This is a genomic window from Enterococcus sp. DIV0755b, from assembly GCF_051713765.1.
Classification (GTDB): domain Bacteria; phylum Bacillota; class Bacilli; order Lactobacillales; family Enterococcaceae; genus Enterococcus_C; species Enterococcus_C canintestini.
On record NZ_JBIOQN010000001.1, the window covers coordinates 811387 to 826233 of the forward strand.

Consider the following 14847-nt stretch of genomic DNA (forward strand, 5'->3'; position numbering starts at 1 on the left):
AAAAGGAAAGGGGAGAAAAAAATGAGCAAACAAAAAGCCGCTAAAGGTAAAATGACAAAAGATGAAAAAATCAATTTGATTTTGAAATTTGCGATGGTAATTTTATTTTTAGTCGGAGCAGCAGTCTTCTCTTATCCTTTTGTAGTCGATTCTTTAAACAATTATATTGATCAACAGCGAATTGAAGCTTATCAAAAAGAGCTCCAACAAAAAAACAAAAAAGATGCCGAGGCGCTTAAAAAGAAAAAGACAGCAGAAAATAAAGAGATGGCCGCAAAAGGGACGAGCATTCCTGGAATGGGGATTGTCGCAGATCCTTTTGAAGAAAACGTGGGGCACAATACTTCTCCTGGGCGAGAATATTTTGCTAAACATACAGTTGGCGCTATTTACATTCCTAAAATTAACGTTAGTCTGCCAGTTTTTGATACTACCAATGACGTGTTATTAGATAAAGGTGCAACAATTTTACAAGGAAGTTCTTTTCCAATTGGTGGCAAAAGTACCCACTCGGTTATTACTGGCCATACGGGCTTACCCGAAAAAATGCTCTTTACGGATGTAGATAAATTAAAAAAAGGAGATAAATTTTATTTAGAAATTTTAGACGAGAAATTAGCTTATAAGATTACTAACATTCATACCGTATTACCTAATGAACTGGATAAGTTACGGGTTGTGCCTGATTTAGACTTGGTGACACTAGTGACTTGTACGCCTTATATGGTCAACTCCCATCGCTTATTGGTGACAGGATCTCGCATTCCTTATGAAAAAGAGATGACCAACCAAATTCAAAAAGCAAAAGAATATCATAAAAGACGCTTAATTGAATATATCGTGATTATTGTTTTATTTTTAGGTTTGTTCTTTTATTGGGTATGGCGTAAATCTGTTTTGATCCGGAGTCGCAAGCGAACGTATGATTTAGTTTTTCAAGTTGTAGATACAAAGGATAAAAAAGCAATTGCAGGTAAAAAATTCCAACTTTTAGATCACCGCGGCCGTAAGTTAGAAGACGCGCTAGGTGAATTTAAAAAAGTGGCGATTAGCGATGAAAATGGTTGGGTAAAATTTGAACAAATCCCTGGTAATATTTACCACGTAGTTTGGCACGAAGGCTCTAAACCTTATCTAAAAGCCAAAGTTGCGCAGTTAAAAGATGAACGTTTAAAATTAAAGACCAAAAGAAATTTATTAGAAAAAGTAGGTAAAAATAAAGAGCGTAACTACCAAATGGTTTGGCAAGGAGGGCCTGATGAAGAAAAAAGCACCTAAAGGGAGTATTAAGCGTCTTATTGGTAGCCTGATGATCATCTTAATGTTTGCGGTAGGTTCTCTAATTGCGCTTTATCCTTTTTATATTAACGCACTAAATGACTTCTTAGATGAAAAAAGGCTAGAACAAGTGCATAAAGATTTAACTCAACGACAAGATGAGTTGGAAAAACGGCGCCAAGAAAATGAAGCGTTAAGTCAAGGGGGCTTTGCCCCAGGAAATGATCCGTTTGCAGAAGAAATAAGTGATAAAAAAGATGAAGCTTATTATCAAAAGCATTTAATTGGGAAAATCGCAATTCCAAAAATTGAAGTAGATATTCCCTTGTTTGATACTACTAATCATTTCCTATTAAATCGTGGTGCATCTGTATTACAAGGAACATCTTTTCCTACTGGTGGCAAAAATACGCACACGGTGATTTCAGCCCACAGTGGTTTGCCAGATCGCGTTTTATTTACCGATTTAGAAAAAGTAGAAAAAGGTGATCAATTTGTACTAACAGTGTATGGGAAAAAAATGGCTTATGAAGTTAATCAAATTGAAGTTGTACTACCTAATGAAACAAGCGCTTTAAAAATTGAAGCAGGAAAAGATTTGGCAACATTAATCACCTGTACGCCTTATATGATCAATTCGCATCGATTATTAGTTACCGGCCATCGTGTTCCTTATACTGAGAAATTGGCAAAAGCCGTAGCAAGTGGTAATAAAGCGCGGGAACAAAAAAATATCTTAATCATTACCAGTACGGTGCTTTTAATTTTAGTGCTCCTTTATTTACTTTATCGTGCGATTAAAGCTTTTATTTTAAAACGACGTCGTTTTGATTTGAGTTTTGTCAGACAAAATCAAGCTGGTACAGCCTTAAATGAGGTTGAATATATTTTATTTGATAAAAAAGGTAAAGCACCCGTTATTCGACAAGGTGATACGCTAAAAGCACAGTCAACAGCAGATGGTACGGTTACATTTAAAGATTTACCTGGTGCGATGTATACGTTAAAAGAAGTGGGGGATAATCCTCACGCATCATTATCAGTGGGAGTAAAAGGCTGGCGCCAAAAAGCGATGCAATTTTATCCTAAAAAATCGCAAAAAGATTGGGTAATTACTGGTTCACAGCCAATTATTCGCAAATAAAAAATAAAGTACACCTATTAAGACCTGCTAGCTGGGATAATTGTCTAATATCCAGTCTAGTGGGTCTTTTAAAGTTTAGCAGTGAAAAAACAAGGCAAGTTAAAAAGATTTTCCCATTAAGCCAAAGGGAAAACTTATGGTAAAATGACAGAGTACAGTCTTAATTTATTAGGAGGACAATGGGTGAAAGGTCAAATCAGAAAAGCTTTAAGTGGCTTTTATTATGTCGCTACTGCAGATGATACTCTTTATCAAACCCGCGGGCGGGGAAATTTTCGTAAACGGAAATTAACGCCGTTGGTGGGAGATTGGGTCGAATTTGAAAGTAGTAGTTTAACAGATGGATATATTTTAGATTTATTGCCTCGCAAAAATGAATTAGTGCGTCCGCCAGTAGCCAATGTTGATTTGGGCATTGTCGTGATCAGCATGGTAGAACCAGCATTTTCTTATAATTTGTTGGATCGTTTTTTAGTGAATTTAGAATATAAAGATATTGAACCTGTCATTTATTTAAGTAAGTTAGATTTAGTGACAGAAAAAGCACAAGTAGAAAAAGTTATCGCCACTTACCAAGCGATTGGTTATGAAGTAGTAGCGCTAGCAGATCCAGCAGCTAATATCGCGCTATTAAAAAAACTATTTCATGATAAACTAAGCGTATTTATGGGACAATCTGGTGCAGGGAAGTCTACTTTGTTAAATAAAATCCAACCGAATCTAAACTTAGCCACAGCTGCTATCTCTGATTATTTAGGGCGGGGGAAACATACCACCCGACATGTAGAATTATTAGAAATAGGCGGAGGTTTAGTAGCTGATACACCAGGGTTTAGTTCACTGGAATTTCAAGAGATTACCCCCCAAGAGTTACCACGTATGTTTCCAGAATTTGTACAAGCGGCACCTTTTTGTAAGTTTCGTGAATGCCAACATGTGAATGAACCAGGCTGTGAAGTGAAACGTCGAGTGGAAAAAGGCGAAATTGCTACCACACGTTACGATAACTATTTGCAATTTCTTTCAGAGATTGAAAAAAGACGACCGGTATATAAGAAAAATAAATAATTAATGCGAAGTTATATTGTCAGGAGGAGTTTTTATGAAAATTGCACCATCAATTTTAAGCGCGGACTTTGCCAATTTAGCCCGTGATATTCAGTTAGTTGAAAAAGCAGGCGCTGATTATATTCACGTGGATGTAATGGACGGTCATTTTGTGCCCAACATTACCATTGGACCGGCTGTTGTGGCGGCAATTCGTCCGGTAACAAAATTACCGTTAGATTGTCATTTGATGATTGAAAAGCCAGAAAATTATATTCCAGATTTTGCTAAAGCTGGTGCGGATATTATTAACGTTCACGTCGAAGCTACTCCGCATATTCATCGGGCGCTTCAGATGATTAAAAATGCCAACGTTAAAGCCGGTGTCACTATTAATCCTGGCACACCAGTTGCAGCGATTCAGCATGTTTTACAAATGGCAGATTTAGTTTTAGTAATGACTGTCAATCCTGGCTTTGGTGGTCAAGCATTTATCCCTGAAGCAGTTGAAAAAGTCAAAGAATTAAAAGCGCTAAAAGAAGAGTTTGGCTACCATTATGAGATTGAAGTAGATGGCGGTATCGTGCCCGAGACGGCAAAAATCTGTCAAGCTGCTGGTGCGGATGTTTTTGTAGCAGGCTCTTATATTTACAATGCGCCTGATCCAGAAGATCGCATTGCGACCTTGAAAGAAGCTTTAACCCAATGAAAGTTTTACTCGTAGCCGGAGGAAAAAAAAAGCTGTGGCCTCAAGCGATTATGTCAGAATCCTTTGATCTTTACGTCGGAATTGACCGCGGCGCTCTCTTTTTAGTGCAGCAAAAAAAACAACTCACGTTGGCAGTAGGAGATTTTGACTCTTTAACGTCTGAGGAAAAAAAAATCGTCTTTCAAAAAGCCGAAACGGTAGTGACAGCAGCGGCAGAAAAAGATGATACGGATACGCAACTGGCACTGCATTCTATCTTTACCCAATATCCTGAGGCGCAAATTACTTTGATTGGAGCGACTGGCGGTCGCTTGGACCACTTACTAGCAAATATCTGGCTAGGAGTAGAACCGCGTTTTGCTCCTTTTATGCAACAGATTACCCTTTGTGATTATCAAAATCATTTGAGTTATTTACCAGCAGGAAAACATATAATAAAGAAGATTTCTGGGATGAAGTATTTAGCTTATTGCTGTTTAACGCCAGTTTCCCAGTTGACCTTAACTAAAAGTAAATATACTTTACAACAAGTAGATGTCTTGCAACCAACTTCTTATGCTAGTAATGAGTTTGTTGGGGATATAGCGGAAATAGAGTTTACTAGCGGTGTCGTTGCAGTCATCCAAAGTCGCGATTAAATCGGTTTTTTTAACCGATTTTTTTGTTGGGAAAATGTGGGTAAGTTAGGACAGAGTAAGACGGATGTAGCAATTTCTTTTTCAAATTAGCGCTTTATGACAATCAGTTGAAATTTGCAAAAAATTACAGCCAAAACGATAAATTGTCTAAAAGCAAAAGATTTTACAAAAAATATCTTAAGAGTCACCCCCTGCCTTTTGTTTAAAAGATTTTAGTGGTAAAATCATTACTATCAGTCGCACGATAAAATCGTGCCGGCTTTTTTCTTGAGGGGTGTACTTGTGAAGAAATTTAATCCAAATAAAAATATTATCATTACCTTGATTTTAGTCATTGTCGTAGTCTCTGTCATAAGCATTACAGCGGCAAGACGCGCAAATAATCAAAAAACAAATTTAGCGCAATCTGTTGCCAATGACAGTGTTTCGATTGTTGATCGTGTCATTAGTGCACCGGTGAAATTTGTTGAAAATACGTTTAGCAATGTCCAAAATTTATTTGTGACTTATAGCGAAAATGAACGCTTAAAAAATAAAATTGATTCTTATGATGAATTGGCCCAAAAGACCAAAAATCAAGAACGGGAAATTAAAAAATTACAAGCAGAACTAAAGTTAAACGAAACATTAACAGACTTTGAAAAAGTATCGGCCAATGTGATTACCCGCTCGCCGGATGCATGGCAAGATATGTTAGTCATTGATAAGGGCTCCAAAGATGGATTGAAAATCAATATGGCGGTATTGTCACAAAAAGGTTTAGTTGGTCGCGTTATCGAAGTTAATTTAACTTCTGCTAAAGTTGAATTGCTAACTTCTGCCAACCAAAACTCCGATCATTTTCCAGTGCGCATCTCGGGTAAAGAAGGGGAAACTTTCGGCCTATTGCGCAATTACGATGAAAAAACGGGCACTTTAATCGTGAACCAATTGACAGGTGAGAAAAAATTAAAAGCAGGCGATGTTGTACAAACTTCAGGTTTAGGGGGGAATTCACCAGCAGATTTACCAGTAGGAACCGTGGTTGAATCAAAATCTGATGATTATGGCTTAGATAAACAAGTTTATGTGAAACCTTATGCTGATATGTATGATATGTCTGTTGTTACTGTGGTGAAAAGAGCGGCAGGTGATAGCGAGTAATGCTTACAAAAGATACAGTAAAGTACTACGCTGCGCCAACGTTTTTTATCCTAATGTTACTAGATGGTCAGGTTACGCGCTTATTGGAAAATTGGAGTCGTAATTATTATATCGCCAATGCCCATTTGCTTTTACTAGGAGTCTTATGTGGCTGTATGGTGTTATCCAAACGCTATATGGTGATTACGGCAATAGTTTTAGGTTTGTTATTTGATATGTATTATGTTGGGGTTTTAGGCATTTATACAGTCGCGTTACCATTGAGTGTTTGGCTGATGTACGCCTTGGCAGATACGTTATATCGCAACGTTTTTACCATGTTTTTTGGCATGATTATCTTTGTGACTTTTTTTGAACTGGTAACCTTGGGTATTCAAATGCTCTTTAAATTAGCTGATGTGAGTGATACATTTTTTATCAGTCGTTTTTTAGGGCCAACGTTATTAATTAATATGCTTTTATTCATTATCTTTATTTTTCCCTTCAAGAAATTATTTGTTATCAAATAGTTTCTTGAAGGCTTTTTTGTAACTGATAAATTGTTTTTTATAAGCAGTACAGTGAGCGGATTGAGGTCTTAGTTTATAGCAAGACGAATGAACTTTCGATGCTAGTTAAGTTAAGTCATAAGAAATGAAAAGATAATTAATTGAAATTTTGCTTAGTGCTTGAAAGCCCAGCTGATCTTTTACCTTTTTCTACGAACGAATTTGTCATACAAAAAAGTCCATTTGAAACAAACTTGTAACATTTCATTTATCTGAATGTCATATCGCTGTGTTACAATTTTCATGTCGTCGGGAAAGGTCTAAAAAAATTCCCGAATAGTTTAGAAAAAATTCAAAGTTAGCCAGTCGGAGGAATGAAGAGTGAAGAAGAGTTTGTTATCAGCATTATTAGTTTGCTCATTAACACTTACAGCAGTTGCAGCTCCCAGCGTAGCCGCGGCAGATACTATCGATCAAAAAATTGAAAATCAAGATAAAGTAATCAATGACTTGAAAGGTCAACAAGCTAGTGCTCAAGCGCAAATCGATGCACTTGAAAGCGAAGTTGCTGCCATTACAACAAAAGCTGAAAGCTTAGTAAAAGATCAAGTAAAATTAAATAAAGCAACTCAAAAATTGCAAAAAGAAATTGCAACATTAAAAGAACGGATTGCAAAACGCGAAGATGCAATCAAAAAACAAGCCCGTGACGTACAAGTGAACGGACAAAGTACAAACTTTATCGATGCTGTTGTGGAATCAGATTCATTAACAGATGCAATTGGCCGGGTTCAAGCCATGACAACAATTGTCAAAGCCAATAACGATTTAGTAAAACAACAAAAAGCGGATAAAAAAGCCGTTGAAGACAAAAAAGCTGAAAACGACAAAAAATTAGCGCAAATTCAAGCCAATCAAGTTGAACTTGAAAGCCAAAAAGCAGAAGTTCAAGGAAAACAAGCAGATTTAAATGCAATGAAAGCAGATCTTGCTTTACAACAAAATACTGCTGAAGGTCAAAAAGCTAGTTTAGAAAAAGAAAAACAAGAAGCAGAAGCAGAACAAGCACGTATTCGCCAACAAGAAAGACAAGCGGAAGCTGCACGTCAACAAGCACAAGAACAAGCAGCCCAAGATGCTGTCTCTGAAACTGCAACGGACTCAAGTTCATCAACTCAAGCGCCTGTAGCCAATGAATCTGGTCAAACTTCAAGTTCAACAGGTTCTTCAAGTAGCGCGACTGGTAACTCAGGTTCAGGTTCAAGCTCATCAAATAACACAAACAATAATGGTAATTCTGGTTCATCAAATGCCGGTAATAGTAACAATACAGGTTCATCTACTGGTAATAGCGGGAATAGTGGTAACGGTTCTTCTTCTTCTGAAACACCAAAACCAGAAATTCCAAAACCAAATATCCCAGCGCCTTCAGGTGGCGGTGTTGTAGGTTACGCACAGCAATTTATTGGTGTTCCTTATGTATGGGGTGGAAAATCACCATCTGGCTTTGACTGTTCAGGTTTTGTTTGGTACGTATACAAACATGCAGCAGGACGTGAAATCGGTGGTTGGACTGTACCACAGGAAAAAGCAGGGACTATTATTCCAGTGAGCCAAGCGCAAGCTGGTGACTTATACTTCTGGGGTTCACCAGGTAGTTCATATCACGTAGCGCTTGCTATGGGTGGCGGCAGTTATATTCACGCACCACAACCTGGTCAATCAGTTTCAATCAGCTCTGTTTCTAACTACGCACCACAATTTGCAGTACGGATGTAATCCATAAGATTTTGACACGATCTTCATTTTGAAGGTCGTGTTTTTTTATCGGTTTTTAGCTTGAGAAACAATTTAACAAGATTTCGTCTTATTGCTTGAGAGCTGGGCGAGTTCATTTTGCTTTTCTGTGATCTAGCACAGGCAGCAACTCTTCGGGAAAAATTCAAAAATTAGTTTCTGGTAAAGAGCACCAGAAATCAAATTTCTGAGATTTTTCCAAAGATTTACCCACGGCCTTTAGCTTTTCTGTGATCTAGCACACAAACGAACTCTCTACGGTAATAAGCTGAAATTTGAAGAAATTTGGAAAGCAATTTATTAAAATTCCATCTTATTACTTGAGAGTTACTCACGTTTGTTTTGCTTTTCTAGTAGTAAAGTGGTATAAAGCGTGCTAAAGTAAAAAGGGAAAATTTGACACGAACTTTTACAGTAGGTTTGATCTATTGCAAGACAATTATTTATTCGCTTATGAAATAGCTTTAAGCGTTATAGTGGTTGCTTGAAGGAGTAAACCCGCGTATTTTGCTGTATTATCATTTACGGAAAAGTTCAAAAGATTAAGATACGGAGAGATGGATTATGACATTTGAAGAAATTTTACCGCATTTAAAAAAAGGTGAAAAAATTATTCGCAAAGGCTGGAGTGGTTTTGAGCTATACGTGACTTTGGTGGAAGAGCAGACTTATGATGGAGCACCTGTGACACCTTATTTTTTGATTAAAACAGCAGACGAAGGTTTTTCAAGTTTTGCACCGACTGTATGTGATATTTTGGCTAATGATTGGGCAATTGTAAAATGACAGACTACAGTCAAAGTGAATTTGTAGATCAAGTGGTTTTTGTGACAGGAGCAGCTTCTGGTATTGGTCGCGCGCAGGCACAAGCATTTTTGCAGACTGGCGCTCAGGTGTTTGGTATAGATATCCAGTCTGATTTTTCTAGTCAATTCACGAAGTTTGGCAGTCATTTTATTGGTTTTGTAGGAGATGTCGCCCAAAAAGCTGACTGTTTAAAAGCCGTAGAAAAATGTTTAGATAATTTTGGTAAAATTGATATTTTATTAAATACTGCGGGTAAATTGGATGCTTATAAACCTTTACTTGAAACGGATGATGCATTATGGCAAGAAATTTTTGCAACTAACTTAAACAGTATTTACTATATTACCAAAGCTGTTTTGCCAACTTTAATTGAGACTAAAGGGACTGTTATTAATATGTGTTCAATTGCAAGTTTAATTGCAGGTGGAGGCGGAATTAGTTATACCAGCAGTAAACATGCGATTGCAGGTTTTACAAAACAACTTGCCTTAGATTATGCTGAAAATGTGCACGTTGTCGGGATTGCGCCAGGGGCGATTCAAACACCGATGAATGCTGCAGACTTTGCCGGTGATGGTAAAATGGCAACTTGGGTAGCCAACGAAACGCCCGTAAAACGCTGGGCCCAACCCGAAGAAGTTGCTGATTTGACCTTATTTTTAGCTAGTGCTAAAGCGCGTTATTTACAAGGGAATATCGTACCAATTGATGGCGGTTGGTTATTGAAATAAAAATTTATTGGCAGTTAACTCCTGCTAAAATTAGTATTGCATTACGGGGAGTATTTGCTATAGTTAGAGTCAGGGAAGATTTCCCACTGCACCACTTCAATCCTTTGGGTGCAGCTTATTACCAAGGTCTTATACCTTGTAAAGGAGAGAAAAAATGGATAATCAAATTAAAAAAATACGTTCAGTTCACTGGACAACAGATGAAATTGCTAAAATGGCGATGGTCGCAGCATTGTATGTGGTCATTACGGTTTTTTTAGCTCCCTTTAGTTTTGGACAAGTGCAGTTACGCGTAGCTGAAATGTTCAACTTTTTGGCTTTATACAATAAACGCTATGTATGGTCGGTGACCATTGGATGCGCCATTGCCAATATTGCCTCGCCAAACGGGATCATCGATGTTGTTGTCGGGAGTGTCTGCACGTTTTTCGTGTTGCTTATTTGTCGCAAAGTATCTGCGCGTTTTACTGACATGAGGGTGAAAATAGCCATCACGACGCTTTTATTTGCTTTTTCCATGTTTACAGTTGCAGGTCAACTGACGATTTTATATCAAATGCCATTTTGGCTTAATTGGGGATATATTGCTGTCGGTGAATTCTTATCGATGGCAATTGGCGGTATTATCCTGTATCAAGTAGGTCAAAAAATCGATTTAACGAAATAATTACTATTTTAGCAGACTTGATTGAAGGTCTGCTTTTTTGATGGAAAAAAACACACGCCCAAAAAGGCGTGTGTAAAAGAAAAGTAATCATCATTATTCTACATATTCTTTAGTTAAGTCCATAAAGTCAGCAATATCATGTAAGACCATATCAATTCCTGCTTGCCAAAAGTCTGGTTTGGTTAAATCGACGTTTAAATGTTTTTGCGCCAATTCTTCGGTGGTCATGGCTGCTGTATCTCGCAATAATGCAATGTATTGATCTTCAAAATTACCATCGCTTTTCATTGCTTGAGCGTAAATTCCCATGCTGAATAAATAACCAAAAGTATAAGGAAAATTATAAAATGGCACATCATCAATAAAGAAGTGCAATTTTGCAGCCCAAAAATGAGGGTGATATGTTGCTAGACCGTCGGCGTAGGCTTCTTTTTGGGCAGCAGTCATCATTTCGGTAATTTTTTCTGGTGCGACTAGCCCTTGTTGACGAGCAGTGTAAAAATCATTTTCAAAAATAAAACGAGCGTGAATGTTCATAAACATTGCAATCGCGTTTTGCATTTTAGCATCTAATAAATTGATTTTTTCTGCTTTTGAAGTGGCACCTTTTAATGTAGCATCAGCCACGATTAATTCTGCAAAAGTGCTGGCAGTTTCAGCAACATTCATCGCGTAATCTTGGTTTAGACGAGGAATGTCCCATAAAACACTGCTATGAAAAGCATGACCTAGTTCGTGGGCTAAAGTAGCAACTTCGTTAATGGAGTTACTGTATGTCATGAAAATACGTGATTCTTGTGTTTCAGGTAATTCAGTACAGTAACCACCAGGACGTTTACCAGGGCGATCTTCTGCTTCAATCCAACTTTTTTCAAATGCCATTTGGGCAAAATCTGCCATTTTAGGACTAAATTTGCGGAAATTTTCCAAGATGAAAGCCGCAGCTTCGTCATAGGTGAAAGTACGTTCTTTCATACCATCTAAAATAATTGGTGCATCTTGATCTTGCCATTCCATTTTTTCTTTGCCGAATAATTGCGCTTTACGTGTTAAAAAGTCGACGATTGGTTGTTTATTTTTTTGAATCGTAGACCACATTGCATCTAAAGTCGCTTTTGACATGCGGTTATATTCCAAAGGTTGTTTTAAATAATCAGTTACGCCGTGTAATTTATAGGTAGATAAACGGAAACCATCTAAGTGATTTAAAGTATCGCCAAATAATTCGGCTTTTTCACCCCAGACCTTTTCCCAAGTGGCAAATAATGTTGCCCGCACCTCAGGATTAGGATCTCCCATCATTTTATTGAATGCTTGTCCGGCAGATAATTGTTGCAATTTCCCATTTTCATCAGAAAATGGAATTTCAATAGTAGCAACTAAGGTGTCATAGTGTTGACTCCACGCATTTAAGCCGTCTAAAGATAAGGTGTTAATAATGTTTTCTGCTTCTTCTGATAATAATTCGTTACCGTCGCGACGAATTTCGCTTAAACGAAAAGCGACCGTTTTTAAAGTGTCTTTTTCTAAAAGTGATGCCCAGTTTTCATCATCAATTTCGGTGAATTTTTTAGCTAAAATGGTTTCACTTAATTGAAAAATTGGAGACAAAGTTGTTAATTTGCTGTAACGGATTTTGGCATCCACATCGGTAACATCAGCAGACATCAAAGCGTTTAAAAACGAACTACATTGTGAAAAACCGTTGGCGATTTTTTCTCGTAAATTTAAGAGATTCGTTAGGTTTTCTGCCACTGCATCATCTTTCACAGCAAAGTTTTTAACTTTGGTTTGGTACTCGTTTAATTGTTCTGCCAAAAGATCCATCCGCGCAGTAAGTTCTTTTGATTGGCTACCGCCAGGGAAAATACTGTCTAAATCCCAGGTTAATGCGTACATTGACAACACTTCTTTCTATTCATTTTATCTTTTTTAGTATAGCACACTAAAAGTATTCAGAACCTTCTGAGAGCTTTGAATTTTACAATTTTAACGTCCTTATGCTTCTAAAATTGGAAATAAAGAGAGTAAAGCAGAATGCGCTTATGCTTTAGAATCTATGGTAAAATAAAAAATTGAACTGGAGGTAAGTCAAATGAAGCGCAATTTTAAAAATCCGTATTTATATCTTTTGATTGGTTTAGCGACCATGGCTGTTTTATTTATCAGCTCTTCTCAGACCTATCAGCAACAATCGCAAGTGGGGCTGTTAGAAAAATTATTGAAAAATGAACCATTGAAAAAAAGTTTACACAATATTGCTTTTAACTATGCCGGTAGTGAGGTCAGTATTGCCGCTAAAGGCTACTTTTCTTTTGTGGAATTTTTTATTCGTAAAGGAGCGCACTTTATTACGTATTTTATTTTGGGCGGCAGTTTTACGCTAGCGCTATATTATAAACAGAAAAATTTTTGGTGGGGGAGTTTTTTTGGCGTTTTAAGCGCGACAGGGTATGCGGCTTTAGATGAATTTCATCAAATGTTGACAGGAGATAGAACGCCACTTTTTCAAGATGTCATCTTAGATATGACTGGAGCTTTTACAGCAGCACTTATTATTTTAGGTTACCTATTATTGACGAAAAAACGTTTAAGTTAAATCAGACAAAAGGTGTGGCAAAAAGTCTTGTCATACCTTTTTTTACGAATAAAAGGTATGACAGAAACGGCTTCTTTCTTGAAGCTAATCGCTTCTGTCGCAACTTCTTCTTTTTTACAAACAGTGTTAAAGAAACAACTGATTTTGAAATAAGCTGAAGTTTCGTAAAATTTTGAGCCATAATTTTGCTTTGGAAAGTTTGTTTATTGCTTACAGTGGGTTTGAATTTGAAAATTAAAAGGAAAAGACTACAATAAAGAGGTGAGCCTAGTAAGTTAGGTCAAGATGGATAAGGAGGAATAAGAATGTCTGGACATAGTAAATGGAATAATATTCAAGGTAGAAAAAATGCCCAAGATGCAAAACGGGGCAAGATTTTCCAAAAATTATCACGAGAAATTTATATGGCAGCAAAAGCCGGTGGTGGTGAAGTAGCGCTGAATCCTGCTTTGCGCTTAGCAGTAGATAAGGCTAAAGCTGCTAATATGCCTAATGATAACGTCGAACGGGCGATAAAAAAAGCGACCAGTTCTGCTGATGAAGCCAATTATGACGAAGTAACTTATGAAGGATATGGTCCTGGTGGTGTAGCTATATTAGTACATGCTTTAACGGATAACAGAAATCGTACAGCGACCAATGTTCGGGTTGCCTTTACCCGCAATGGTGGCAATTTAGGTGAAACGGGTTCAGTAAATTATTTATTTGATCGCAAAGGCTACATTGCCATTGAACGTGAAGGTTTAGCAGTTAGTGAAGAGACGATGTTTGAAGATGTATTAGAAGCAGGGGCAGAAGATTTGATTTCCTCACCAGAAGTATTTGAAATTTATACTGCACCAGAAGATTTTACAACTGTGCGCGATCAATTAGAAAAAGACGGTTTCACTCTAGCGCAAGCTGAATTGACCATGGTACCTCAGACGACGATTGTTTTAAACGATGAACAAAAAGCCAAATTAGAACAATTAGTTGAGAAATTAGAAGACGATGACGATGTTTCAGAAGTCTTTACCAGTTTGGAAAATTAAAGATGCAGTTGCCAAAATTTAAACTTCTAGACGATCGCATTGCGATTCATGAAAGTTTACCGGTCGGGGTAATGTTGGCGATGGCAGGCGGTTTTTTAGATGCCTATACGTATTTATTTCACGGAGAAGTTTTTGCAAGTATGCAATCAGGAAATGTAATTTTGCTAGGCCTAAATTTAGCACAAGGTAATTTTAGCCGTATTTTACGTTATGTCCTTCCCATTGCCATGTTTTTACTGGGGATCTTTTTTACTAATATCTTGAAATTTCGTTTTGCCCATAAGCGCCTCGTTTGGCAAAATGTTGCGGTGGCAATTGAAGCTGTGGGGATATTTTGTGTCGGTGTTTTTTCAGACTCTGCTCATAATTTATTTATTAACGCTGCGTTGTCATTTTTTGCGGCGATTCAATTTGCGACTTATCGTCGTTTGGCAGGTTTACCTTACGCCACAACCATGACAACAGGAAATTTGCGTTCGATAGCGGATTACCTTTACCAATATCTTTTCAAAAAAGATCCGACGGCCAGTTTTAAAATCAAATATACTGCTACGATTATTTTTTCTTTTTGTCTGGGAGCAATTTTAAGCACCCTTTCTGCTACTTTTTTTGCAGGCAAAGCTATCTGGCTCGTTGCACTATTATTATTTGGTGTATTGGGTCTGACGATTTATCATCAGGAATAAACTAAGCCCACTTTAGAAACCGTTTCTAAAGTGGGCTTAGTTTGTCGCTTATAATGTAAAGTTGTCATTTTGTTTTTCTTAA

At 37.3% G+C, this 14847-nt stretch carries 15 protein-coding genes; 14 read left to right on the top strand and 1 reads right to left on the bottom strand.

The genetic code is table 11. From position 1 onward, the window contains the following. The first annotated feature begins 21 nt into the window (after positions 1 to 21). From IGI65_RS03865 to IGI65_RS03915, 11 genes are all read left to right on the top strand, one after another. On the top strand, positions 22 to 1278 hold the full coding sequence (locus tag IGI65_RS03865) for a class C sortase (protein ID WP_438773290.1): 1257 nt from the start codon (positions 22 to 24) through the stop codon (positions 1276 to 1278). Then, positions 1259 to 2422, top strand: a complete 1164-nt coding sequence (locus IGI65_RS03870) for a class C sortase (protein ID WP_438773291.1) — start codon at positions 1259 to 1261, stop codon at positions 2420 to 2422. Before IGI65_RS03865 ends, IGI65_RS03870 begins: the two co-directional genes overlap by 20 nt. A 144-nt stretch (positions 2423 to 2566) precedes the next feature. After that, the gene (gene rsgA, locus IGI65_RS03875; RefSeq protein WP_412256797.1) at positions 2567 to 3490 is read left to right on the top strand and encodes a ribosome small subunit-dependent GTPase A; all 924 of its coding nucleotides are present in this window, start codon (positions 2567 to 2569) and stop codon (positions 3488 to 3490) included. 34 nt (positions 3491 to 3524) lie between these two features. Further along, complete coding sequence (gene rpe, locus IGI65_RS03880; RefSeq protein ID WP_071865185.1) at positions 3525 to 4178, top strand: ribulose-phosphate 3-epimerase; 654 nt, start codon at positions 3525 to 3527, stop codon at positions 4176 to 4178. Beyond that, positions 4175 to 4816 carry a thiamine diphosphokinase gene (locus IGI65_RS03885; protein ID WP_438773292.1) on the top strand — a complete coding sequence of 214 codons (642 nt, stop codon included), beginning with the start codon at positions 4175 to 4177 and terminating at the stop codon, positions 4814 to 4816. Before rpe ends, IGI65_RS03885 begins: the two co-directional genes overlap by 4 nt. 282 nt (positions 4817 to 5098) lie before the next feature. Continuing rightward, a complete protein-coding gene (gene mreC, locus IGI65_RS03890) occupies positions 5099 to 5959 on the top strand; it encodes a rod shape-determining protein MreC (RefSeq protein WP_071865183.1) in 861 nt (286 codons plus the stop codon). Further along, positions 5959 to 6468 (top strand): rod shape-determining protein MreD, encoded by a 510-nt coding sequence (gene mreD / locus IGI65_RS03895; RefSeq protein WP_438773293.1) that lies wholly within the window; start codon positions 5959 to 5961, stop codon positions 6466 to 6468. Before mreC ends, mreD begins: the two co-directional genes overlap by 1 nt. A gap of 360 nt (positions 6469 to 6828) precedes the next feature. Continuing rightward, on the top strand, positions 6829 to 8226 hold the full coding sequence (locus IGI65_RS03900) for a C40 family peptidase (protein WP_438773294.1): 1398 nt from the start codon (positions 6829 to 6831) through the stop codon (positions 8224 to 8226). Positions 8227 to 8808: 582 nt separating this feature from the next. Continuing rightward, entirely contained in the window at positions 8809 to 9030 is a 222-nt protein-coding gene (locus tag IGI65_RS03905) for a DUF2829 domain-containing protein (RefSeq protein WP_071865180.1), read from the top strand. Then, positions 9027 to 9782, top strand: a complete 756-nt coding sequence (locus IGI65_RS03910; protein ID WP_438773295.1) for a 3-oxoacyl-ACP reductase — start codon at positions 9027 to 9029, stop codon at positions 9780 to 9782. The genes IGI65_RS03905 and IGI65_RS03910 overlap by 4 nt, the downstream gene beginning before the upstream one ends. 154 nt (positions 9783 to 9936) lie before the next feature. After that, positions 9937 to 10449, top strand: a complete 513-nt coding sequence (locus tag IGI65_RS03915) for a QueT transporter family protein (RefSeq protein ID WP_071865178.1) — start codon at positions 9937 to 9939, stop codon at positions 10447 to 10449. 93 nt (positions 10450 to 10542) lie between these two features. Here the strand turns inward: IGI65_RS03915 and IGI65_RS03920 are convergent, their stop codons facing one another. Continuing rightward, on the bottom strand, positions 10543 to 12348 hold the full coding sequence (locus tag IGI65_RS03920) for a M3 family oligoendopeptidase (RefSeq protein ID WP_438773296.1): 1806 nt from the start codon (positions 12346 to 12348) through the stop codon (positions 10543 to 10545). Positions 12349 to 12544: 196 nt separating this feature from the next. On the opposite strand from IGI65_RS03920, the gene IGI65_RS03925 reads away from it, so the two are divergent. The 3 genes from IGI65_RS03925 to IGI65_RS03935 all read left to right on the top strand — a co-directional run bounded on the left by IGI65_RS03925 (position 12545) and on the right by IGI65_RS03935 (position 14765). After that, positions 12545 to 13048, top strand: a complete 504-nt coding sequence (locus IGI65_RS03925; RefSeq protein ID WP_438773297.1) for a VanZ family protein — start codon at positions 12545 to 12547, stop codon at positions 13046 to 13048. 305 nt (positions 13049 to 13353) lie between these two features. Beyond that, positions 13354 to 14079 carry a YebC/PmpR family DNA-binding transcriptional regulator gene (locus IGI65_RS03930; RefSeq protein ID WP_071865175.1) on the top strand — a complete coding sequence of 242 codons (726 nt, stop codon included), beginning with the start codon at positions 13354 to 13356 and terminating at the stop codon, positions 14077 to 14079. A 2-nt stretch (positions 14080 to 14081) separates the two neighbouring features. Then, on the top strand, positions 14082 to 14765 hold the full coding sequence (locus tag IGI65_RS03935) for a YoaK family protein (RefSeq protein WP_438773298.1): 684 nt from the start codon (positions 14082 to 14084) through the stop codon (positions 14763 to 14765). Positions 14766 to 14847 lie beyond the last annotated feature (82 nt).